Source organism: Rhizobium sp. NZLR11, assembly GCF_019685115.1.
In the GTDB taxonomy this organism is placed as follows: Bacteria; Pseudomonadota; Alphaproteobacteria; order Rhizobiales; family Rhizobiaceae; genus Rhizobium.
In genome coordinates, this window is record NZ_JABDWD010000020.1 from 15,991 (window position 1) to 38,347 (window position 22,357).

The 22,357-nt window shown below is 62.3% G+C and carries 25 protein-coding genes and 1 other RNA gene; 11 read left to right on the forward strand and 15 right to left on the reverse strand.

Annotation, left to right across the window (positions count from 1 at the left end):
- Positions 1-20 precede the first annotated feature (20 nt).
- From HJB83_RS26875 to rimP, 3 genes are read right to left on the reverse strand one after another with little or no spacing between them, the layout of a single operon-like run.
- Positions 21-719: an RNA-binding protein gene (locus HJB83_RS26875; protein WP_207582409.1), complete on the reverse strand. Its 699-nt coding sequence runs from the start codon at positions 717-719 to the stop codon at positions 21-23.
- Positions 716-2,323, reverse strand: a complete 1,608-nt coding sequence (nusA, locus tag HJB83_RS26880) for a transcription termination factor NusA (RefSeq protein ID WP_221132951.1) — start codon at positions 2,321-2,323, stop codon at positions 716-718. The genes HJB83_RS26875 and nusA overlap by 4 nt, the downstream gene beginning before the upstream one ends.
- 59 nt (positions 2,324-2,382) lie before the next feature.
- The gene (gene rimP, locus HJB83_RS26885; RefSeq protein ID WP_012559489.1) at positions 2,383-2,988 is read right to left on the reverse strand and encodes a ribosome maturation factor RimP; all 606 of its coding nucleotides are present in this window, start codon (positions 2,986-2,988) and stop codon (positions 2,383-2,385) included.
- A gap of 244 nt (positions 2,989-3,232) precedes the next feature.
- Here rimP and HJB83_RS26890 point away from each other — a divergent pair, with 244 nt between their 5' ends.
- Both HJB83_RS26890 and HJB83_RS26895 read left to right on the forward strand, forming a co-directional pair.
- On the forward strand, positions 3,233-4,864 hold the full coding sequence (locus tag HJB83_RS26890) for an MFS transporter (RefSeq protein ID WP_221132952.1): 1,632 nt from the start codon (positions 3,233-3,235) through the stop codon (positions 4,862-4,864).
- A gap of 8 nt (positions 4,865-4,872) precedes the next feature.
- On the forward strand, positions 4,873-5,328 hold the full coding sequence (locus HJB83_RS26895) for a GNAT family N-acetyltransferase (RefSeq protein WP_221132953.1): 456 nt from the start codon (positions 4,873-4,875) through the stop codon (positions 5,326-5,328).
- A 6-nt stretch (positions 5,329-5,334) separates the two neighbouring features.
- Here the strand turns inward: HJB83_RS26895 and HJB83_RS26900 are convergent, their stop codons facing one another.
- Entirely contained in the window at positions 5,335-6,573 is a 1,239-nt protein-coding gene (locus HJB83_RS26900; protein ID WP_221132954.1) for a lytic murein transglycosylase, read from the reverse strand.
- An 11-nt stretch (positions 6,574-6,584) separates the two neighbouring features.
- On the reverse strand, positions 6,585-7,190 hold the full coding sequence (gene recR / locus HJB83_RS26905) for a recombination mediator RecR (RefSeq protein WP_003589338.1): 606 nt from the start codon (positions 7,188-7,190) through the stop codon (positions 6,585-6,587).
- 57 nt (positions 7,191-7,247) lie between these two features.
- Between recR and HJB83_RS26910 the strand changes: the two genes are divergently transcribed.
- Positions 7,248-7,877 (forward strand): MOSC domain-containing protein, encoded by a 630-nt coding sequence (locus tag HJB83_RS26910; protein WP_207582414.1) that lies wholly within the window; start codon positions 7,248-7,250, stop codon positions 7,875-7,877.
- A gap of 28 nt (positions 7,878-7,905) precedes the next feature.
- Here the strand turns inward: HJB83_RS26910 and HJB83_RS26915 are convergent, their stop codons facing one another.
- The 3 genes from HJB83_RS26915 to ffs form a co-directional block, all read right to left on the reverse strand.
- Positions 7,906-8,229: a YbaB/EbfC family nucleoid-associated protein gene (locus HJB83_RS26915; protein WP_007634163.1), complete on the reverse strand. Its 324-nt coding sequence runs from the start codon at positions 8,227-8,229 to the stop codon at positions 7,906-7,908.
- 22 nt (positions 8,230-8,251) lie between these two features.
- Positions 8,252-10,129: a DNA polymerase III subunit gamma/tau gene (locus HJB83_RS26920; protein WP_221132955.1), complete on the reverse strand. Its 1,878-nt coding sequence runs from the start codon at positions 10,127-10,129 to the stop codon at positions 8,252-8,254.
- Positions 10,130-10,174: 45 nt separating this feature from the next.
- An RNA gene (gene ffs / locus HJB83_RS26925) (signal recognition particle sRNA small type) lies at positions 10,175-10,271 on the reverse strand.
- An 88-nt stretch (positions 10,272-10,359) separates the two neighbouring features.
- Between ffs and HJB83_RS26930 the strand changes: the two genes are divergently transcribed.
- The 5 genes from HJB83_RS26930 (at position 10,360) to HJB83_RS26950 (ending at position 13,256) form a co-directional block, all read left to right on the forward strand.
- Positions 10,360-10,770: an HIT domain-containing protein gene (locus HJB83_RS26930; RefSeq protein WP_207582416.1), complete on the forward strand. Its 411-nt coding sequence runs from the start codon at positions 10,360-10,362 to the stop codon at positions 10,768-10,770.
- Positions 10,767-11,726, forward strand: coding sequence for an NAD(+) diphosphatase (nudC, locus tag HJB83_RS26935; protein WP_207582417.1), 960 nt, complete (start codon positions 10,767-10,769; stop codon positions 11,724-11,726). Before HJB83_RS26930 ends, nudC begins: the two co-directional genes overlap by 4 nt.
- A gap of 4 nt (positions 11,727-11,730) precedes the next feature.
- On the forward strand, positions 11,731-12,423 hold the full coding sequence (locus HJB83_RS26940) for a YafY family protein (RefSeq protein WP_049731259.1): 693 nt from the start codon (positions 11,731-11,733) through the stop codon (positions 12,421-12,423).
- A gap of 72 nt (positions 12,424-12,495) precedes the next feature.
- Positions 12,496-12,756, forward strand: a complete 261-nt coding sequence (locus HJB83_RS26945) for a hypothetical protein (RefSeq protein WP_207582418.1) — start codon at positions 12,496-12,498, stop codon at positions 12,754-12,756.
- 131 nt (positions 12,757-12,887) lie between these two features.
- On the forward strand, positions 12,888-13,256 hold the full coding sequence (locus HJB83_RS26950; RefSeq protein WP_207582419.1) for a VOC family protein: 369 nt from the start codon (positions 12,888-12,890) through the stop codon (positions 13,254-13,256).
- A gap of 65 nt (positions 13,257-13,321) precedes the next feature.
- On the opposite strand, the gene HJB83_RS26955 is transcribed toward HJB83_RS26950, so the two are convergent.
- Entirely contained in the window at positions 13,322-14,176 is an 855-nt protein-coding gene (locus HJB83_RS26955; protein ID WP_207582420.1) for a prephenate dehydratase, read from the reverse strand.
- A 10-nt stretch (positions 14,177-14,186) separates the two neighbouring features.
- The gene (locus HJB83_RS26960) at positions 14,187-14,942 is read right to left on the reverse strand and encodes a 3-deoxy-manno-octulosonate cytidylyltransferase (RefSeq protein WP_207582421.1); all 756 of its coding nucleotides are present in this window, start codon (positions 14,940-14,942) and stop codon (positions 14,187-14,189) included.
- A 153-nt stretch (positions 14,943-15,095) separates the two neighbouring features.
- Between HJB83_RS26960 and HJB83_RS26965 the strand changes: the two genes are divergently transcribed.
- On the forward strand, positions 15,096-15,653 hold the full coding sequence (locus HJB83_RS26965) for a cytochrome c family protein (RefSeq protein WP_221116478.1): 558 nt from the start codon (positions 15,096-15,098) through the stop codon (positions 15,651-15,653).
- A gap of 72 nt (positions 15,654-15,725) precedes the next feature.
- Here the strand turns inward: HJB83_RS26965 and HJB83_RS26970 are convergent, their stop codons facing one another.
- The gene (locus tag HJB83_RS26970; RefSeq protein ID WP_207582423.1) at positions 15,726-16,673 is read right to left on the reverse strand and encodes an AEC family transporter; all 948 of its coding nucleotides are present in this window, start codon (positions 16,671-16,673) and stop codon (positions 15,726-15,728) included.
- Positions 16,674-17,183: 510 nt separating this feature from the next.
- Between HJB83_RS26970 and HJB83_RS26975 the strand changes: the two genes are divergently transcribed.
- A complete protein-coding gene (locus HJB83_RS26975; RefSeq protein WP_221132956.1) occupies positions 17,184-18,176 on the forward strand; it encodes an adenosine kinase in 993 nt (330 codons plus the stop codon).
- On the opposite strand, the gene HJB83_RS26980 is transcribed toward HJB83_RS26975, so the two are convergent.
- Positions 18,169-18,708, reverse strand: a complete 540-nt coding sequence (locus HJB83_RS26980; RefSeq protein WP_207582425.1) for an SH3 domain-containing protein — start codon at positions 18,706-18,708, stop codon at positions 18,169-18,171. The two genes, HJB83_RS26975 and HJB83_RS26980, sit on opposite strands and share 8 nt — an antisense overlap.
- 184 nt (positions 18,709-18,892) lie before the next feature.
- On the opposite strand from HJB83_RS26980, the gene HJB83_RS26985 reads away from it, so the two are divergent.
- A complete protein-coding gene (locus HJB83_RS26985; protein WP_221116479.1) occupies positions 18,893-19,894 on the forward strand; it encodes a D-glycerate dehydrogenase in 1,002 nt (333 codons plus the stop codon).
- A 22-nt stretch (positions 19,895-19,916) separates the two neighbouring features.
- Here the strand turns inward: HJB83_RS26985 and HJB83_RS26990 are convergent, their stop codons facing one another.
- From HJB83_RS26990 to recF, 3 genes are read right to left on the reverse strand one after another with little or no spacing between them, the layout of a single operon-like run.
- Positions 19,917-20,405 (reverse strand): GNAT family N-acetyltransferase, encoded by a 489-nt coding sequence (locus tag HJB83_RS26990; RefSeq protein WP_207582427.1) that lies wholly within the window; start codon positions 20,403-20,405, stop codon positions 19,917-19,919.
- Entirely contained in the window at positions 20,402-21,226 is an 825-nt protein-coding gene (locus tag HJB83_RS26995) for a molybdopterin-synthase adenylyltransferase MoeB (RefSeq protein ID WP_221132957.1), read from the reverse strand. The genes HJB83_RS26990 and HJB83_RS26995 overlap by 4 nt, the downstream gene beginning before the upstream one ends.
- The gene (gene recF / locus HJB83_RS27000) at positions 21,223-22,347 is read right to left on the reverse strand and encodes a DNA replication/repair protein RecF (protein WP_207582429.1); all 1,125 of its coding nucleotides are present in this window, start codon (positions 22,345-22,347) and stop codon (positions 21,223-21,225) included. The genes HJB83_RS26995 and recF overlap by 4 nt, the downstream gene beginning before the upstream one ends.
- Positions 22,348-22,357: the final 10 nt, after the last annotated feature.

The following is a 22,357-nucleotide window of genomic DNA, read 5'->3' on the forward strand; positions in this document are numbered from 1 at the left end:
GGCCGATGCCGGTGACCGCCTCATTGTTTTTGCCGGCCAGCGCCGCCCGCTGCTGCCCGGGACTGACCGCCAATACGGTACTGTTCGAGCATCTTTGCGCGCTTCACTACACCCTCACCCGCCTGCCCTGCAAGCACTGCGGCATGGATAAAAGCATTCTGACCCATCAGGCCTTCCATTTCGCTCTCCGAGAAGAGACGGAAGGAAGGTATCTCCTCCTCGGTCTCCATTCCGAGGTGCCAGGCCTTGCGGGCCTGGTCGATTTTCCGGACGCCGTCGTCCGCTGCATCAGTCGCATGGAACACCGCAAGCGCTGCCCCGCTTCTAACTGCGGCATCCACTTTCGAGGATCCGCTGACGAACTGGCCGGCTTTCCGCCCCATGTTCATCATCTGCATCAATTGCGCCGCGAGCAGCCGATCGACGCTCGCGCCGAGATCGTCTGCCGCCTTCACATCCATTTTCAGCGCGCGGGCGAAGAGTTTCTTCGCCACTGCCCTGTCGACCAGCGACCGGTCGATCTTCACCCAGCATCCGCGTCCCGGAAGCTCGCGCTTCAGGTCGGCGACAATAGTTCCATCGGGAGCGGCAACGAAGCGGATCAGCTCTTCCGGCGATCCGCTTTCGCGCGTCACGATGCACATGCGTCCGTTCACGTCATAACCTGCAAGATCGTCGTCCTCATCAGGGAGAGCGTCCGGCTCATGCGCGGTCATCATACTTCCTGTTCGGCTTCGGCTTCGGCGACCTCTTCTTCGGTCCCCTTAGCCAGGTCCTCTTGCGTGATCCAGCCGGCCGAAAGGCGGGCCTGGACGATCATCTGTTCGGCCTCGACGCGCGAGACGTCGAACTTCGAGAACAGGCCTTCGAACTTCTTCGTTTCGCCGTTCTTGCGTTCCGTCCAGCCGACGAGGTCGTCGGCGGCACAACCGGCAAAGTCCTCGATCGACTTAATGCCGTCTTCGCCGAGCGCCACCATCATCTGGGCGGTGATACCGTCGATTTCGCGCAGCTCGTCCTGAACGCCGAGCGCCTTGCGCTTCTCGTCCATCTCGGCTTCGAGACGCTCGAGGAATTCGCGGGCACGCTGCTGGATTTCCTGCGCCGTCTCTTCGTCGAAACCGTCGATCGAGGAGATTTCGTCGAGATCGACATAAGCCAGTTCTTCGACCGCTGCAAAGCCTTCAGAGGCCAGAACCTGGCCGACCATTTCATCGACGTCGAGCGAATCCATGAACAGGTTGGTACGCTCGTTGAATTCCTTCTGGCGGCGTTCCGATTCCTCGGCCTCCGTCATGATGTCGATGTCCCAGCCGGTCAGCTGCGAGGCGAGCCGGACGTTCTGGCCGCGGCGGCCGATCGCAAGCGACAGCTGCTCGTCAGGAACGACGACTTCGATACGCTCGGCATCCTCGTCGAGAACGACCTTGGCGACTTCGGCCGGCTGCAGGGCATTGACGACGAAGGTCGCCGGGTCCTGCGACCACGGAATGATGTCGATCTTCTCGCCCTGGAGTTCGCCGACGACAGCCTGAACGCGCGAGCCGCGCATACCGACGCAGGCGCCGACCGGATCGATCGAACTATCGTTCGAGATCACGGCGATCTTGGCGCGCGAACCCGGATCGCGGGCAACCGACTTCACCTGGATGATGCCGTCGTAAATCTCGGGCACTTCCATGGTGAACAGCTTCACCATGAACTGCGGATGCGTGCGCGACAGGAAAATCTGCGGGCCGCGCTGCTCGCGACGGACATCATAGACATAGGCACGGACGCGATCGCCATAGCGGACGTTTTCGCGCGGGATCATTTCGTCGCGGCGGATGATGCCTTCGCCACGGCCGAGATCGACGATGACATTGCCATATTCGACGCGCTTGACGGTGCCGTTGACGATTTCGCCGACGCGATCCTTGAATTCGTCGAACTGGCGGTCGCGCTCGGCTTCACGCACCTTCTGCACGATCACCTGCTTGGCGGACTGTGCGGCGATGCGGCCGAAATCCATTGGCGGCAGCGGATCGGCGATGAAATCGCCGAGTGCGGCGTCCGGGTTGCGGTCGCGGGCAAGCTCCAGCGGGATCTGCGTCGAATAATCCTCAGCCTTGTCTACAACTTCGAGCAGGCGCTGCAGACGGATTTCGCCGGTCTTCGGATTGATATCGGCCCGGATGTTGGACTCGGTGCCGTAACGGGAGCGTGCCGCCTTCTGGATGGCGTCGGCCATTGCGGCCAGCACGATCTCGCGGTCGATGACCTTTTCGCGCGCCACTGCATCTGCGATCTGCAGAAGTTCGAGCCGGTTCGCACTGACTGCCATTGTCTTGTTTCTCCGTCTTTACTCCAGGGTTCCCGTCCCTGTAGCGGTCTGTTGATCGGTTATTCCTGGTCGTCCGCTTCGTTCTGGTTGGCGGCCTCGGCTTTCGCCAGCTTGTCGGCGCGCAACGCGTCGCGGATCAGGTCGTCGGTCAGAATGAGCTTCGCATCGCTAAGCGCCGTGAAGGGAATGGTGACCTTCTGCTCTTCCCCGTAAGCGACCTGGTCACGCTCGAGCGTGAAACCATCGACGCCTGCTTCGACGATCTTGCCGCGGAAGCGCTTGCGATTGTCGATCAAGATCGACGTCTCGCATTTCACGAGGTGGCCCTGCCAGCGGACGAAATCGGATTTCCGCACCATCGGACGGTCGATGCCGGGCGAAGACACTTCGAGATGATACTCTTTATCGACCGGATCTTCCACATCGAGGACAGGAGAAATCGCCATCGAGACTTCTTCGCAGTCCTGAACCGTCATCGTCCCGTCGTTGCGTTCGGCCATCACCTGCATCGTCACGCCGTTCTGGTTCAGCATGCGGACGCGGATAAGCCGGAAGCCGATGCCGATGAGGACAGGTTCGATGATATCGGCAAGACGCTGGTCGAGCCCGGTTTCGGTAATCAGCCGCGGCTCAAGTTCGTTGCCTGCGTTTGTCATGTCCGACAAGCGGTGCGCTCCTCGCAATTTCATGCTTTTTAGGGATCGCGCTAATAAAAAAGAGCGGGTCCTTGCGGCCCACTCTTCATCAAGCGATCAAGAATTTGAGAGCCATATAGTCGGGTTTTTCCGAAATTGCAAGGTCTGCGGCTGATTCCGCCAATTCGTGTCGGGTGACGTCGGTGGGCCTATGGCCAGCGCCGATCTTGCGCATATATTGCCGTTGCGGCGCAACAACAAAAGCGGAGAAATCGTGGCCTACACTTCGTCGACATTGGCGCCCCTGCGGCACGATACCTACCGCACCATCTGGTTCGCCAGCCTGTCCTCGAATTTCGGCGGCCTGATCCAGGCGGTTGGTGCTGCCTGGATGATGACGACGATCAGCGCCTCGGAGGATATGGTCGCGCTGGTGCAGACCTCGACGGCGCTGCCGATCATGCTGTTTTCGCTGATATCGGGTGCGCTCGCCGACAATTACGACCGCCGGCGGGTCATGCTGACGGCGCAATGCATGATGCTGACGGTTTCGGCTCTGCTGACGATCTTCGCCCTTCTCGGCTGGATCACCCCCTGGCTGCTGCTCTTCTTCACCTTCCTGATCGGCTGCGGCACAGCACTCAACAATCCCTCCTGGCAGGCCTCGGTCGGCGACATGGTGCCGCGCGCCGATCTGCCGGGCGCCGTCACGCTGAACAGCATGGGTTTCAACATTACTCGCAGCGTTGGGCCGGCGATCGGCGGCGTCATCGTCGCCGCAGCCGGCGCCGCTGCAGCTTTCGGAGTGAACACCGTAAGCTACCTCGCTCTGATCTATGCCCTGCTGCGCTGGCGGCCGAGCACGCCGGTCTCGACTCTGCCGCGGGAGGCGCTCGGCAGCGCCATCTTCGCTGGCCTGCGTTATGTCTCGATGTCGCCCAATCTCGAAAAGGTTCTCCTCAGGGGACTGCTCTTCGGCATCGGCGCCAGCTCGATCCTGGCGCTGCTGCCGATCGTCGCGCTCGATCTCGTCGGCGGTGGCCCGCTGACCTATGGTTTCATGCTCGGCGCCTTCGGCATCGGTGCGATCGGCGGGGCGGTGCTGAATGCGCGACTGCGCCAAATGCTTTCCAGCGAGATGATCATCCGCCTGTCTTTCGCCGGCTTCGCGCTGAGCGCCGTCATCGCCGCCTTCAGCCCAAGCGCTGTCCTTACCTCTGCCGGGCTGCTCGTCTCCGGCGCTTGCTGGGTTTCCGCACTTTCGCTCTTCAACACCATCGTCCAGCTTTCGACGCCGCGCTGGGTGGTCGGCCGCGCGCTGTCACTCTACCAGACCGTCACCTTCGGCGGCATCGCCGGCGGCAGCTGGCTATGGGGTATTGCCGCCGATCGATACGGCGTCGCCGATGCGCTGCTAATGTCATCGACCGTCATGCTGCTCGGCATCGTGATCGGCATGCGTTTTTCCATGCCGGCCTTCGCCTCGCTCAATCTCGATCCGCTGAACCGCTTCACCGAGCCGGCCCTCAGTCTCGACATCACGCCGCGCAGCGGCCCGATCGTCATTCAGGTCGATTATGAGATCGGAGATGACGACCTGGCCGAATTCATGGAGCTGATGGGCGAACGGCGCCGTATCCGCATCCGCGATGGCGCCCGCAACTGGGCGCTGATGCGCGATCTCGAAAACCCCGGACTGTGGACGGAAACCTACCACACGCCGACCTGGGTGGAATACATCAGACACAACCAGCGACGGACGCAGGCCGATGCCGAAAACACCGACAGGCTGCGTGCGCTTCACCGCGGCGAAGGTCCGCTGCATGTTCACCGGATGATCGAACGCCAGGCGATCCCGCCCGGCGACGATGTCTTCCACAAGGCGCCGATCGATCTGCATCATTGAGGCCAGGCATGCACAGTTTCAGGCTCGCCCGCCAGTCCGATCTCGCCGCCATCGTCCGGCTTCTGGCCGACGACGATCTTGGCGGCACCAGGGAAATCGTCGCCGACCCCGTCGATGCGCGGTATCTCTCGGCCTTTGCCGCGATCGAGGCGGATGCCAATCAGCTTTTGGCCGTTGCAATCGATGCGGCCGATCGGGTGGTCAGCTGCCTGCAACTGAGCTTTATTCCCGGCCTGTCGAGGATAGGCATGTGGCGCGGCCAGATCGAAAGTGTGCGTGTCGCAAGCGATCGTCGCGGCTCGGGCCTCGGCGCAGAATTCATCGAATGGGCGATCGCCCAATGCGCCGCGCGCGGCTGTGGCCTCGTGCAGCTGACATCGGACAAGACGCGGGCAGATTCGATCCGCTTTTACGAGAAGCTCGGCTTCGTCGCCAGCCATGAAGGGCTGAAGCGCACGTTCTGAAGCGGACTACTTCAGCTTGCCCTTCATCGTCGCTTCGGGAAAGCAGGTCGGCTTCATACCGTTTTTTGCCTGCCACTGGCCGATCGAACGCCGGGTCTTGTAGCCCGGCAGGCCGTCGGAACCGCCGACATCGTAGCCCTCCCGTTCCAGTGCCTTCTGCATGGCGGCGACATCCGAGCGCAGCATCTTGCCGACATCGCCCCATCGGCCTTGGAAGGCGCCGCCATTATCGGCGATCCGGTCGGCGAGATTACCGATGTAAAGCGCGTAGAGATCGGAATTATTATATTCCTTGATGATGTAGAAATTCGGCGTGACGACGAATTCCGGCCCGTCGCGGCCGGCCGGCACCAGCATCATGCCCTCAGCCTTCATTTCGCCCGAGGGGAAACCCTTGCCGGAGATGCGGTCGATGCCGAGCGAGGCCCAGTGCGACAGCGGCTTTGCGAGATCCGGCCCTTCCTGCGCGCAGGAGACCGCCTCCGGTATCGATACCTCGAAGCCCCAGTCGCGGTAGCGCTGCCAACCCTTCTTGACCAGGAAATTGGCGATCGAGGCGAGCGTATCCGGCACCGAGGTCCAGATGTTGCGATGGCCGTCGCCGTCGAAATCGACGGCGTATTTCAGATAACTGGTCGGCATGAACTGCGGCTGGCCAAGCGCGCCCGCCGACGAACCCTTGAAATCGGCGGGCGTCACGTCGCCGCCGTCGAGAATATGCAGCGCCGCCACCAGTTCGGTGCGGAACATCTCCTTACGCGTCGACATGAAAGCCTTGGTCGCCAGCACCTCGATCGCCGAATTCGGGATCTTCGCCGCGCCGAAGCCGGTCTCCCGCCCCCAGATGGCAAGCACGATCGAGCCCGGCACGCCATAGGTCTTCTCGATCCGCTTCAGCGTCGAACCGTATTGCGTGGCAAAGCCGCGCCCCGTTGCGGCAAGCCTCTTCAGATGGTCCTCGTTGAAATAGGGACCGGGCGAAGAAAATTCCGCCTGCGTCTGCTTCTGCTCCTTCGGCGGCGGGAAGCCGGGCGGCGCGAGATCGGGCAGGTTCCAGTTCAGCGTGATGCCAGAGAAAGCGGCCTGGAAGGTCTTCTCCGAAATGCCGTTTGCCCTCGCCTCGGGCCAGAGGTCCTTCTGCACCCAGCTTTCGAATTGCACCTCGACATCGGCTTTCGATGGGGCTGCGAGGGCGGGGAAGGGGAGGAGGGCGAGTGTCAAAGCAAGTGCGAATATCCGCGGCATAGATAAGCCTCTCATATCACCGTCCGCGCCCGAAGGGCCGCCGCAAGCGTGCCCTCGTCGAGATAGTCGAGCTCTCCGCCGACCGGCACACCGTGCGCCAGGCGGGTGATCTTCACCTCAAGCCCCTGCAACTGATCGGTGATGTAATGCGCCGTCGTCTGGCCCTCGACGGTGGCGTTGACGGCGATGATCAGCTCGCGGATGCCGCCTTCGCCGATCCGGTCGATCAGCCCGCGAATATTGAGATCGTCGGGCCCGATCCCGTCGAGCGGCGACAGCGTACCGCCGAGCACATGATAGGCGGCGTTCATCGCGCCTGCTCGCTCCAGCGCCCAGAGGTCCGATACATCCTCGACGACGATGATGATGGATTGATCGCGCTGCGTGTCGGTGCAGACTGTGCACGGATCGACCGTATCGACATTGCCGCAGCGCGAGCAGATCTTCACCTTGTCATAGGCCTCGCCCATCGCATTCGACAGCGGGCCAAGCAGCTGATCCTTCTTCTTGATCAGATGCAGTGCCGCCCGGCGTGCCGAGCGCGGCCCGAGGCCCGGCACCTTCGCCAGAAGCTGGATGAGTTTTTCGATTTCGGGGCCGGTGACTCGTTTTGCCATGCGCCGTTCTTAACTGATATGGAACGAAAACGGAATCGCGGAAGGATCGGCCGTCCCATGAAAATCCTGGCGCTGTGCACCGGCAATCCGGAAAAACTGCCGGGCAAGAGCTATAAGACCGGCATCTTCAAGCATGCCGTCAACGGCGCGGTGATAATCGATGCTGAAGGACTGGTCGGTGATGCCATCTGCAACCGAAAACACCATGGCGGAGTCGATCAGGCAGTTTATGTCGAGGGGTCGCTGACGCTCGACTGGTGGAGCGGGGAGCTTGGCCGGCCATACGAGCCCGGCACTTTCGGTGAAAACATGGTGATATCAGATCTCGACAACCGCGACGTCGCCGTCGGCGACCGCTTTGCCGCGGGCGATCTCGTCCTAGAAGTCACCTCATGTCGAATTCCCTGCGCTACCTTCGCCGCCAGGATGGACGATCCGACATTCGTCAAGCGTTACACCGCCGCCGCCCGTCCCGGCATCTATTGCCGCGTGATCAGGGGTGGGGTGGCCGAGGCCGGAATGCCGGTCGATCACCAACCATTTGCGGGAGAGAAGGTGACGATGCCGGAGCTAATGGAAACCTTCGGCCGGCGGCTGTCTGAGGTGGACCGGGCGAGATATCTCGCATCACCGATCCACTACAAACTGAAAGCAGTGTTGGAAGCCGCGCACGAACACTGGGCATAGGCGCGGGCCTATTTTGTTTGCGGCTCGATCAAAACGGCAGCTTGAAACCGGGCGGGATCGGCAGGCCGGCGGTGAGTGCCTTGGTCTTTTCGGCGGCGAGCGCCTCGGCCTTGTCCTTGGCGTCCTTGTGGGCGGCGACGATTAGGTCCTCGAGGATCTCGACATCGTCTTCCTTGAACAGCGATGGGTCGATCTTCAGGCTCTTCAGCTCGCCCTTGCCCGAGATGAGCACAGTGACGAGGCCGCCGCCGGCCTTGCCTTCGGCCGTGAGCTCGGCGATCTCCGCCTGCATCTGCTCCATCTTGGCCTGCATTTCCTTGACTTTGCCCATCATGCCCATGATGTCGCGCATCGTCTTGCTCCTTGTTGAAACTCTAGAACTCTATGTCGTCGCCAGGCAGGATGTCGCCTTCCTCGGATTCGGCGGCGGCCGGTGGCGTTGCCTCGCCTTCCTCTTCCGGTTCGGGCGCCCGCACGCGCACGTCGATGATTTTCGCCCCTGGAAAATGCGCCAGGATCGCTGCCACGTCAGGGTCCTGACGGGCGTCGATGACATGCTGCTCCCGGGTCCTGGCCTCCGCTTCCACCAGCGTCGGCTTGCCCTCTTCGCGGCTGAGGCTGACGATCCAGTGAATGCCGGTCCATTCCTTCAGCTTGACGGCAAGCTCGTTGAGCAGTGTCGTCGGCGCGCCCTCGGTCAGGCTGACGTCAAGGCGGCCGGGCTCGATCCGGACCGGGCGCACAAAGGCGCGCACCATCGCCTTCAACTTCGGATCGCGCTTCTCGGCGGCGAGATCGACGATATCGCTGACCGAATTGACCTGGACGAGCGACTTTAGCGCTTCCGCCGGTTTCGTCTCGATCCGCCCGACAGGCATCGTCTCGGGCTGGCTGCTCGGCACCGCACGCAGCATTGCCACCGGCGCGGACGCCTGCGGCTTGCCAGGTGCGATTTCCGGCGCGCGGGCCGCGACACTGCTTTGATAGGGAACCCGCGTGCCGTTGCCGCCGCCACTGCCGGAAGGCGGGGCCGCGGGCCGCGGGCCGGCATTGTCGCCGGAAAATTCGGCAAGCCGCCGCGCCGCGTCTTCGGGTGCCGGCAGATGCGCCGCATGCGCCAGCCGGATCAGCACCATTTCGGCCGCACCTGCCGTCCGCGACGAGCCTTCCGTTTCCGGAATGCCCTTCAACAGCATCTGCCAGATGCGCGACAGCGTCGTTACCGCAACGCCCTTGGCGAATTCCGCCGCCTTGGTGCGCTCGACTTCGCTGAGCGAGGGGTCGTTCGCCGCATCCGGCACATATTTCAGCCGCGTCACCAGATGGGTGAAATCGGCAAGATCGGTCAGCACCACCACGGGATTGGCGCCGGCCTCGTACTGGCTCTGGAATTCGCCGAGGGCTGCGGCCACGTCGCCCTGGACGACATGCTGGAAGAGATCGACGATCCGGGCGCGGTCGGCAAGACCGAGCATCCCGCGCACGGCTTCCGCCTGCACGGCGCCGGCACCATGAGCGATCGCCTGATCGAGCAGCGACAGCCCGTCGCGCGCCGAGCCTTCGGCGGCACGCGCGATCATTGCCAGGGCGTCCGGTTCCGCCTCGATGCCTTCCTTGGCGGCGATCGTCGAAAACAGCCCGACGAGATCCGACGCGCTGATGCGGCGCAGGTCAAAGCGCTGGCAGCGTGACAGCACGGTGATCGGCACTTTGCGGATCTCGGTCGTGGCGAAGATGAACTTCACATGCTCCGGCGGTTCTTCCAGCGTCTTCAAGAGGCCATTGAAGGCCTGCGTCGACAGCATGTGCACTTCGTCGATGATGTAGACCTTGTAGCGCGCCGAAACCGGCCGGTAGCGCACCTGCTCGATGATCTCGCGGATATCGTCGATGCCGGTATGGGAGGCGGCATCCATCTCGATCACGTCGACATGCCGGCCTTCCATGATCGCCTGGCAGTGCTCGCCGGGCGTGCGAAGGTCGATCGTCGGCTTGTCGACATCAGCTGTCTTGTAATTCAGCGCTCGCGCCAGGATGCGCGCAGTCGTCGTCTTGCCGACGCCGCGCACGCCGGTCAGCATGTAGGCCTGGGCGATGCGGCCGGTCTCGAAGGCGTTGGTAAGGGTGCGGACCATCGGCTCCTGGCCGACCATCAGGTCCGTGAAATCCTTGGGGCGGTATTTGCGAGCCAGCACCCGGTATCCGGTGCCCGTCGAGGCGGCATCTTTTGATTGTCGCTCGGTGTCGCTCATCGCCCTGCTTGTCGCCCGGATCGTCGGGCACTTCGTGGAGAGAAGGTGGGAGGCTGGCACGATGACCCGTGCCGGGCTCGTTAGGGCTGCTTCCTTCCGGACCTGACCCGGTTGGCGAGTGGCTCGTCCACCACCAACCTCCCGAATGCACATATCGGCAATATCGTCATCAAAAGCAAGCCAACATGATAAAAAACTGCTAGTCGTTGGAAAAGACAGGAGGAATGCCCTTGAACGGCTTTATGCTCGACCCTCGGCTGGAAAACGACAGCGTCAGCATCATGATCACGGGCCTCTGTGATCTGAGATTGTCGAGGGATGCCCGCTGGCCCTGGCTCATTCTCGTGCCGCGCCGGGCAGGCATCACCGAAATCTTCGAGCTGACGCCGCTCGACCAGGTGCTGCTTGCCTTCGAGACCGAGCTCACTGCCACGGCGCTGAAGCAGATCACCGGTGCCGCAAAAATCAATATCGGGGCTCTTGGCAATATCGTCCGCCAGCTTCATGTTCATGTGATTGCCCGCTTCGAAGGCGATGCCAACTGGCCGGGTCCCGTCTGGGGCTTCGGACGCGCGGAACCCTACGAAGACGAAAAGAGAGACGAATTCACAGCGAAGCTGCGGGAAGCCCTTTCATCATGAGTCATTCGCTTTTCGATTCGGATGTGCCGCATCCGGAGCCCAGCAATCTCACGGCTTTTGCCGCCAACGACCTCAATCGCGATTCCGAACATCGCGACGAACGCTCCGTCGAAAAAGCGCTGGCCAAGGAGGGCACGCATATCTTCGCCTTCGCCGGCGACAAGCTGGTGCTGAAGCATGACGGCCAGGTGCTCGATCCGCTCTTTGCCCGCTATGAGCTTCAGGAGCTTCGGCCGAATTGGGACGAGACGGTGCTTCTCGGCTACCGCAAATCAGGCGAGCCGCGCCTTGCGGTTCCCGTCGGTATCGACGTCGACGATCTCACCAGCCAATACAAGCCTGCCGACGGCCGCACGCTGTTTCGCGAAATGCTGATCGACGAGGTGCTGCTCGGCGAATTCGCCCAGGCCGCGAGCCTCATCCGCTGGAATGGCGACAACCGCTTCTGCGGCCGTTGCGGCTCGGCGATGGAGATCCACATCGGCGGCTACAAACGTGTCTGCGCTGCCTGCGAACACATGATCTTCCCCCGCACCGACCCTGTCGTCATCATGCTGACGATCGATGAGAGCCGCGACCTCTGTCTGCTCGGCCGCAGTCCGCATTTCGCGCCCGGCATGTATTCCTGTCTTGCTGGCTTCGTTGAACCTGGTGAGACCATCGAGAACGCCGTGCGCCGCGAAACGCTGGAGGAATCGGGCATCCGCACCGGCCGCATCCGCTACCACGCCTCGCAGCCCTGGCCGATGCCACATTCCCTGATGATCGGCTGTTACGCCGAGGCCAGATCCGCCGAAATCACCCGCGACGAGACGGAGTTGGAGGATTGCCGCTGGTTCACCCGCGAGGAAACGATCGAGATGCTGGAACGCCCGAGCGCGACAGGCAAGGCCTCTCCGCCGAAAGGGGCGATCGCCCACCGCCTGATGCGCGACTGGGTGGAGTGGAAGCGGTAACGCCATGCCGGTCGCCCGCTCGGAACGGCTGCTGACGCTGCTCCAGACGCTCCGGCGTTACCGGCGGCCGGTGACCGGCATCGTGCTTGCAGAGGAAACCGGCGTCAGCCTGCGCACGCTCTATCGCGATATTGCCAGCCTGCAGGCCCAGGGTGCGATGATCGAAGGCGAAGCCGGCATCGGCTACGTGCTGAAGCCGGGTTTCATGCTGCCGCCGATGATGTTTTCCGAAGAGGAGCTGGAAGCACTGGTGCTCGGCTCGCGCTGGGTCGCCCGCGCCGCCGAACCGCGCCTGGCCGGCGCCGGCGCCGATGCGCTCGCCAAGATTGCCGCCGTGCTGCCGGCCGATATGCGGGAGATGATCGATTCGGCAGCCCTTTTCGTCGGCCCCAAACGCCGGGACGAGGACAAGGCGGATGTCTCGGCCATCCGCCGGGCGATCCGCCTGGAGCGGATCCTCGAACTGCATTATGGCGACGAGCAGGGCCGGATCTCGCGTCGCCGCGTCTGGCCTTTCGCACTCGGCTATTTCGAGCATGTACGCGTCCTCATGGCCTGGTGCGAACTGCGCCAGGACTTCCGCCATTTCCGCACCGACCGCATCATCGACATGACGCTGCATGAGGTGCGTTATCCGCGCCGCCGCACGGTTCTTCTCAAGGAATGGCGCGAGCAGGACGTGCCGCTCGAGAACTGAAACGCTGCTGCCATAAACTGTCAGCAGTCGGGGTTATCATCAGTACCACTTCAACAGGAAGGAGTACTGATCATGGCAATGCCTCCAGTCATTCAGCGGGCCGGCGACCGCTTCGCCACTGATAGCTTTGCCGACATCATTTCGGCCGAAACTTTCGCCGACGTCCGCCAATCGGCACGCTCCGGCCTGCTGCGCCTGGCCATCAGCTTTTTCTGGATCCCCGGGGGAAGCCGCTCCAAGCTCGACGTTGAAGCGACACCCGACTATCTGAAGCGCGACCTTGGCTTCATGGATGGGCGCAACCCACGCCACAAGGATGGTTTCCCGCTCTAGGCCACCTCATCGTTATCCGCATCCGCGAGGAGACGAGGGCGTTGCTTCGGCAACGCCCTTTGTGCCCTGCTGCCATAAATTGGCAGCAGGTAATTCCTCGTCCACCATCTAACACCACCGGGAGAACCAAAATGACCAGCCCCAATCTGATTATCCTCTACGTCAAGGACCCCGGCGAAAGCGCAAGCTTCTACCGGAACCTCCTGAACCGCGAACCGACCGTGGAAGCACCGAATTTCGTCGCCTTTCCGCTCGATGGCGGCTTCACCCTCGGCCTCTGGCGGCGCAGCAAGGTCGAACCGCAGCCCTCCGCCATCGGCAACCGCGGGGAGGTGGCCTTCATGGTTGCGGGGGAAAATGCTGTCGCCAACCATTATGAGGACTGGCGCAAGCGCGGCCTGCCGATCGCCCAGGAACTAACCGAACTGGACTTCGGCCCGACCTTCGTCGTGCTCGATCCGGATGGTCATCGCCTGCGTGTCTGTGAGCCGGATAAATAATAGCTGATATGCGAGGCCTCTCATGCATGCCGCCCGGAAGGTGGTTCCGGGCGTTATGCAAAAAACTAAAGCAGGCCTCGCATCGCATGCCCCTTGTAGACGCCGAGGATGCGCACCTTCTCGGAGAAGAACCGCAGTTCTTCCAATGCCCGCCGCACGTTTGGATCGTTCGGATGGCCTTCGATATCGGCGTAGAACTGTGTCGCCACGAATCTTCCGCCGAGCTGATAGCTTTCCAGCTTGGTCATGTTGATATTGTTGGTGGCGAACCCGCCGAGCGCCTTGTAGAGCGCGGCCGGAATGTTGCGAACGTTGAAGACGAAGGTGGTAACGACCTTTTCGTCCGCCGAATTCCGTTGCGCCCATTCCTCGTCGCGCGACAACACGACGAAGCGGGTGACGTTGTTTTCGGTATCCTCGACATTTTCGGCGATGATCTCGAGCCCGTAGAGATCGGCGGCAAGCCGCGGCGCCAGGGCGGCCATCGAGCGGTCGCCGGTTTCCTTCACCAGCTTTGCCGCGCCTGCCGTATCGCCGGCGATCACAGGCTTCCAGCCATTGGCCCGAACGATCTTGCGGCACTGGCCGAGCGCGTGAATGTGGCTGTGCACGGTGCGGATCTCGTCCTTGGTCACCCCCGGCAGCACCATCAGCTGGAAGCGGATCGGCATGAAATACTCGCCGATGATGTGCAGCCGCGATTCAGGCAGCAGATGATGGATATCCGCGACGCGCCCGGCGATCGTGTTCTCGATCGGGATCATCCCGATATCGGCGTCGCCGTTGTCGACCGCCGTGAACGCATCCTCGAAGGTCTGACAGGGCAGCGGCTCCATGGTCGGAAACATGTCCCGGCTGGCCATGTCGGAATTGGCGCCGAATTCGCCCTGGAAGGCGATCCTGTTGGTCTTGATGTTCATGATGGTTCCGTCAGTTCGACTTTGCGGAGAGGATGCGCCGCGCTATTTCGAGGTCGGCGGGAGTATCGACACCGAGCGGAACCGTGTCAACGATCTCAACGTCGATGCGCATGCCGGCCTCCAGCGCCCGCAACTGCTCCAGCGATTCGCGCCTTTCGAGCGTTGAAGGCCCGAGCGCGACGAACCGTTCCAGCGCCGCGCGCCGATAGGCATAAAGGCCGATATGGTGGTAGAGCGGGCCCTTGCCGTAAGGTGCCGTCGCACGCGTGAAATAGAGCCCGCGCAGTCGGGTGTCGGAAACGGGCGAACCGACAACCTTGACGATATGCGGCGCGGTTTTATCAGCTTCATTGTCGATTTCGGTCGTCAGCGTGCCGATATCGACCGCCTCGTTCTCGAGAGGGCGCAAAGCCGCGCGCACGGTTTCCGGATCGATCGTCGGCAGATCGCCCTGGACGTTGACGATGAATTTTGCCCTGCCGGCAGGATCGACTTTCTTCAGCGCCTCGAAGATCCGATCGGAACCAGATTGATGATCACTGCTGGTCATGACGACTTCGAAGCCGGCGGCCGAAACGGCATCGAACACCCGGGCGTCGTCGACGGCGACGACGACGCGGCCGATGGCTGCCTCCCTGGCGCGCATCGCCACCTGGACGATCATCGGCAGCCCGCAAATATCGGCGAGCGGCTTGCCCGGAAGTCGGGTGGAGGCCATACGCGCCGGGATCAATACAAGCACGTCATCTAAATTTGAATCACTCATTGGTCGGGCCTTCTATTCCGGGCTGAAAAGTGTCAAAAAGTCTCACGCACAAGACCATTTAGACAGTTGCAACGATCAGCCAAAAGACATAGGTTCCGCGCGATTTCAAGATGGTCGGGTTATGGTCTGCCGGCTGCAAGGGGAGCATTGCAGATGAATTCATACGTCAATACGGCCGTTGGGGCGCTGCTCGGAACGATTTTCGTTCTGATGTCGGTCTCCATCGCGTCCGAAGGGATCTTCCATTCCGAAGCACCGGAAAAGGAAGGTTTCGCGATCGTTGCCGAAGAGGCGCCCGCCGCTGGTGGCGAAGCTGCGCCTGCCGCTGCTGCCGTTCCGATCGCGCAATTGCTCGCTTCTGCCGATGCCAAGGCCGGTGAAACGGTCTTCAAGAAGTGTCAGGCCTGTCATGACGGCACCAAAGGGGGACCGAACAAGGTCGGTCCCAACCTCTTTGGTGTCGTGGATCGCCCGATCGCCTCGCATGAGGGCTTTGCCTATTCCGCTGCCATCAAGGATTTTTCCAAGGGCAGCAGCGAGAAGTGGACCTTCGAATTTCTCAACAAGTTCCTGATGGCGCCGAAGAAGGATGTTCCCGGCACGGCGATGGGCTTTGCCGGTCTGCCGAAGGATCAGGATCGCGCCAACGTTATCCTCTACCTGCACACGCTCGCCGATTCGCCGGTGCCGCTGCCGACCGCGACGCAGTGACGCGGACGGAATAATCGCATGTCATAGAAGCCCGGCCCGCGAAGCCGGGCTTTTTGTTGTGCAAAGAGTTTTTCAGGCACCCAGGAAATAGGCCCAGAGCGACACCGTGATTGCACCGAGCGCCGTCGTCACCGTGATCGTCGAGGCAGCGATGCTATGACCGACGCCGAAGCGGTTGGCGATTAGCCAGGCGTTGACGCCTGTGGGCACCGAGGAGGTCAGCACGATCGCCGCCGTCCATTCGGGGCTGAGGCCGAGGAGATGGCTCGCCGCCCATACGCAGCCGGGCAGCATCAGCAGCTTCAAGCTTGACGTGACGCTGGCGATGCCGAGATTGCCGGAAATGCCGTATTTCTCCAGCGCCATGCCGAGCGAGATCAGCGCCGCCGGACCGGCAATGCCGGCGATCTGCTTGACGACCGTTGCCAGGGTTACGGGCATGGTGAGACCGGAAAGATGCATGGCCATGCCGGCCGCAAGCCCGATCACCAGCGGATTGCGCACCAGATTGACGGCGATCTGGCGCAGCACGAGCATCATGCTGCGATCGCTTTTGCCGGCGATCTTGCGCTCGGCATGCTCCATCAGCACGGTGCCGGCGACCATCATCACCGGCAAATGCACGGCAAGCAGGATCGACAGCGCCACCAGCCCCTCATCGCCAACGGTCCGCTCGACGAGCGGCAGGCCGATGAAGATATTGTTGGCGAAGGCGGAGGAAACGCCGGCCAGCACGCCGATCCGTTCGTCGCGGCCGAAGAGCCGCGTGGCGGCGATATGGCCGGTCGCCCAGGTGATGGCAACGCCTGAGAAATAGACGATCCACAGCCGGAAAGGCGAGGCGCCATGAAAATCCGCCTCGGCGATGGTGCGAAACAGCAGTAGCGGCACGGCGATCTTGAAGACAAATTCGCTGAGCGCTTCGCCGACATTCGATGCCATCAGGCCGCTGCGGACGATCACCCAGCCGATGAGGATCAGGATGAAGATGGGAAGAACGTCGAGAATGATGGCTGACATGGGGGAGGCTGCTTTGCGCGGGGGGAGTATCAACCTCTACTGCATAATTCCTCAAATCGGAATCGGTTTAAGGAGAAAATTATCCAGCAATTCAAAGTTCTACGGCGCTGCGCGTCTAAGAAGGCATAGCGGCGCGACAGCAGCAAGCCTTCTGGATTGAAAAGCCAATCGCCAATCCGGCAGCATCCGCAGAGCAAAAAAAGCGGGCACAGCCCGCTTTTCCGCTCCGGACCTGCCGGATATCCGATCGCGAAGCTGCCAGTTCATCCGTGGTCAGCATCGCGCCGGTAAGATCGAAGGGATCATCCCTCGGGCGCCCGGCTGCAACCGAAAGCTGCTCATGCCGGTCTTCTTGCGACTGTTTCTAGATTTTGAAGATGACACGGGCATGACGAATAGGCGGCAGTTTTGCGAAGAAATAGATGTGCCATCCGCCATTTATCCTTCCAAACTGTAGAAATTTCGCTAAGACCAAACCCCGGCTATCACAAATCCGGGACTCCCCATTTCATGACAAGATTCGATGTTCTGACAGTCGGCAACGCAATCGTGGATATCATTGCCCGTTGTGACGACCAGTTCCTCATTGACAACCAGATCACCAAGGCGGCCATGAACCTCATCGATGCCGAGCGCGCCGAACTGCTGTATTCGCGCATGGGACCGGCGCTCGAAGCCTCCGGCGGCAGCGCCGGCAACACGGCCGCGGGCGTGGCTAACCTCGGCGGCAAGGCTGCCTATTTCGGCAATGTCGCCGCAGATCAGTTGGGTGACATCTTTACCCACGACATCCGCGCCCAAGGCGTCCACTACCAGACCCGGCCCAAGGGCACCTTCCCGCCGACGGCCCGTTCGATGATCTTCGTCACCGGGGACGGCGAGCGTTCGATGAATACCTATCTCGGCGCTTGCGTCGAACTCGGGCCTGAGGACGTCGAGACCGACGTCGTGGCCGACGCCAAGGTCACCTATTTCGAAGGTTATCTGTGGGATCCGCCACGCGCCAAGGAAGCGATCCTCGATTGTGCCCGCATCGCCCATGAAAACGGCCGCGAAATGTCGATGACGCTGTCCGACAGCTTCTGCGTCGGCCGCTATCGCGGCGAATTCCTCGATCTGATGCGCTCCGGCAAGGTCGATATCGTCTTCGCCAATCTCCAGGAAGCGCTGTCGCTCTATGAAACCGACGATTTCGAAGAGGCGCTGAACAGGATCGCCGCCGATTGCAAGATCGCCGCCGTGACCATGAGCGAGGACGGCGCCGTCATCCTGAAGGGCCGCGAGCGTTATTACGTCGATGCGATCAAGATCAGGGAAGTTGTGGATACGACAGGTGCCGGCGATCTCTTTGCCTCCGGCTTCCTCTATGGTTATACGCAGGGACGCTCTCTGGAGGATTGCGGCAAGCTCGGTTGCCTCGCCGCCGGCATCGTTATCCAGCAGATCGGCCCGCGCCCGATGACCTCGCTTTCCGAGGCTGCCAAACAGGCTGGGCTTATTTGAAGGCTTCGCCGGGATAGGCGCCCCAGATCTCCGACTGCGCCACCCAGCCGGAGGCGCCGTCGGTTTCGGCGCGGCACCAGTCACCGTTGCATTCGCCGATCGTCACCATTACGCCGGGTTCCAGCTTGGCGACGATCGATGCGGAGGGCTGCGCCTCGCGCCGCAGATTGACAAAGACGCCCTTACCCTTCGTCTTCATCCACGGGGCGGCGATCGCCGCACGCTGGCCTGACAGCAGTGACTGGTTGACCCAGCCTTCGGTACCGTCCGCATCGCGAATGCGGCGCCAGTTGTCGTATTCCTGAATGATCTCCACCGGCAACCCGGATTTCAGGTACATCCACGAAACGGCATAATCCGTTCCCGGGCCGATGCGCAGGTTGACGCGCTTGGATTTCAGCGTGACGAAACGCGGCAATGGCAGTCCGCTTGGACCCTTGGCGGCCTGCGCATGGGCAAATTCGACGGTTCCCATGGATGCGGCCAGAGCGATGGCCAGGGCGAGGCAGGACTTCAGGACTTTGCTGCGCATGGAAGTTTCCGTTTGCTCGAATTCGCGGACAGGCCCGGCCTGCTCGCGGTCCGGGCTCTGACATTCCCCGGCCGCACCGCGAGTTTTGTTTGTCTTCGCGTGCGGGTCTGGTAGAAAATGCCCGGATGGGAAAATTATCACCCCTCTTGGTTAAAGACCTCTGAACAAGGCACCACAGCCAGCCATGACAGCGAAGAAAAAACCGAAGGTCTACATCACCCGCAAGCTGCCCGATGCCGTCGAAACCCGGATGCGGGAGCTCTTCGACGCCGAGCTGAACATCGACGACGCGCCGCGTTCCGTTCCCGAGCTTGTCGCCGCGGTCAAGACCGCCGAGGTGCTGGTGCCGACCGTCACCGATCGCATCGACGCGGCGCTGATCGATCAGGCGGGACCGCAGATGAAGCTGATTGCCAGCTTCTCCAACGGCACCGATCATATCGACGTCGAGGCGGCGGCGCGCAAGGGTATCACCGTCACGAACACCCCGAACGTCCTGACCGAGGATACCGCCGATATGACCATGGCGCTCATCCTCGCGGTTCCGAGACGGCTCGGCGAAGGCGCGCGCGTGCTGACCGACAAGCCGGGCGAATGGGCCGGCTGGTCTCCCACCTGGATGCTCGGCCGGCGCATTCACGGCAAGCGCATCGGCATTGTCGGCATGGGCCGCATCGGCACGGCGGTGGCCCGCCGCGCCAAGGCTTTCGGCCTGTCGATCCATTATCACAACCGCAAACGCGTCAATCCGGCCGTCGAGGACGAATTGGAGGCGACCTATTGGGAAAGCCTCGACCAGATGCTTGCCCGCGTCGACATCGTTTCGGTCAATTGTCCATCGACGCCGGCAACCTTCCACCTGATCTCGGCCCGCCGGCTGGCGCTGCTGCAGCCGACGGCCTATCTCGTCAACACCGCACGCGGCGACGTCGTCGATGAAGCTGCACTGATCAAGTCTCTGAGGGAGGGTCGGATTGCCGGCGCCGGCCTCGACGTCTTCGAAAACGAACCCGCCGTCAATCCGAAGCTCATCAAGCTCGCCAATGAGGGCAAGGTCGTGCTGCTGCCGCATATGAGTTCGGCGACGATCGAAGGCCGCATCGACATGGGCGACAAGGTCATCATCAATATCCGCGCCTTCATCGACGGCCACAGGCCGCCGAACCGGGTGCTGCCCGGCCGCTGAAGGAGGCCGCGTCGAGCTGGATTCAGACGATGCGGATCTGAGGAGCAAGCATTTTGCGCATCTCGACGAATGTCGTTCTGGCAAAGCCGGGATGCGCCTTTTCGGCGGTTCTGGAAAATCCCCAGGCGGCAAAGACGGCGTGATTGTCGGTAAGCTCGATGCGGGTTTCCAGCCGCAAAGCAGGAAGACCGAGCCTTGCGGCCGTCAGTTCGGCAATTGCCAGCAGACGCTTGCCGAGGCCCTTGCCCTGCACCTCAGGCAGAACGGCGAGCTTGCCGACATAGAGGCAATCGGCCTCCGGCCGCAGGAACAGGCAGCCGATCAATTTGTCGCCGTCGATGGCGACATGGCCGATCTCTGCATCGGCCTTTTCCGCCAGCGACCCCGCCGTCAGCGCGAGCGCCGAGGAAGGCGGATCAATCCTGCCGTTCATCGAAGCGAAGGAGGCGAGGATGAGTGCGAGCAGCTCGTCCCAGCGCGTGAAACGATGATCAAGAGGGATAATCGTCATCCGCCCTGTCTTTCTGTCGTGCGGCGCCGTTTATAGCGCACAGTGTCGAACCGGGCCTTGAGCGCGTCGTAGAGCAGCAGCCGCCCGACCAGCGGCTCCCCGGTGCCGGTGACGAGCTTGATCGCCTCCATCGCCATCATCGTGCCGATGACACCGGTGAGCGCGCCGATGATGCCGGCCTCGGCGCAGGCCGGAATCAGCCCCGCCGGCGGCGCTTCCGGAAAGAGGTCGGGATATCTGGGGTTGGGCGTCCCGTCCTCGGCGCTCTCATAAGGCTTGAGAACCGTCAGCGAGCCATCGAAACGCCCGACGGCACCGCTGACGAGCGGAATACGTGCTTCCTCCGCCGCATCGGCGGCGGCGTAGCGCGTGTCGAAATTGTCGGAGCCGTCGATCAGCAAATCGAAGCCGGACAATTGCCGGCGGGCAGTTTCCGGGGAAAAGCGTTCCTCGAAGCGGATCAGCCGGACATGCGGATTGAGCCTGGCGATGGCCAAGGCGGCACTTTCCGTCTTCAACTCGCCGATCGTGCCGGAATCATGGATCACCTGGCGCTGCAGGTTCGACAGCGACACCCGGTCGTCGTCGACGATACCGAGTGTGCCGATCCCGGCTGCGGCGAGATATTGCAGCACCGGCGCACCGAGGCCGCCGGCACCGATCACCAGCACACGGGCGGCTTTCAACCGCTGCTGGCCGGCGCCGCCGATCTCGGGGAGCAGGATGTGGCGGTGATAGCGGGCGATTTCGTCCGGGCTGAGCGGTTCCATAGCGCCGATATTATCATGGCGCCCGGCGCTGGGAAAAGCCGCCTCGGTCATTCGAAAGCTTTCCCGTCGGCAACGGTGAAGAACTGAGCCCTGTCGCCGAGCGCCGAAAACATCTCGCGATCCGTTCCGGTCATGAAGGCCTGGCCGCCGAGCCCGTCGATGAGGTCGAACAGCGCGGCGCGGCGGCCCTCGTCGAGGTGTGCGGCGATCTCGTCGAGCAGCAGGATCGGCGCATGATCGGTGAGATTGCCGACGAGGCGCGCATGCGCAAGCACCAGGCCGATAAGCAGCGCTTTCTGCTCGCCGGTGGAACAACGTTCCGCCTCCATCGCTTTTTCGCGGTGGTGCACGATGAGGTCGGCCCGGTGCGGCCCCTCCAGCGTGCGCCCCGCGCCGGCGTCGCGGTAACGGCTCTCCGCCAGCATTGCCGCATAGTCGTCCTCGAGGTCGACCGAGGGCCGCGAAAACTGACCGTCCATGAAGCCTGAGAGCTGCAGCGCTGCCGAGGGGAAGGGTGAACTTTCCGGCCTTTCCTCGATCAGGCGGGTCAGCAGGCCGAGCATCTCCTGTCGGGCGAGCGCCATGGCGATGCCGAGGCTGGCCATTTGTTGTTCGATACCGGCGAGCCAGGAGGGGTCGAAACGGCCTTCATCCAGCAATTTGTTGCGGCTGCGCATGGCACGCTCGAAATCGCTGGCGCGGCGGCCATGGGCGGGATCGAGCGATAGCACCAGCCGGTCGAGAAAGCGGCGCCGGTCGGAGGAGGCGCCGGTAAAGAGGCCGTCCATCGCCGGTGTTAGCCAGAGAAGGCGCAGATGGTCAGTCAGTTCATCGGCGGTCTTGGCGGGGGTGCCGTTGATCCGCAGTCTGCGCGAGGTGGTTTCCTCGCTTGTTTCGATGCCGGTGCCGATCTCGACTTCGCCTTCCATGCCGTCGAGCGCGGCGAAGATCGAAAAACCGCCGGCCGCACCGACACGGGTAATGTCGCCATAGGCGGCGCGGCGCAGACCGCGGCCAGGCGAAAGCAGCGAGACTGCCTCCATGAGATTGGTCTTGCCAGCGCCATTGTCCCCCGTCAGCACGGCGTGCCGACCGTCAAGGGCAAGGGACGCCGCCGCATAGTTGCGGAAATCTGTCAGCTTCAGACGGGAAAGAGCAACCTTGTGCGGCATCGAATGTCCG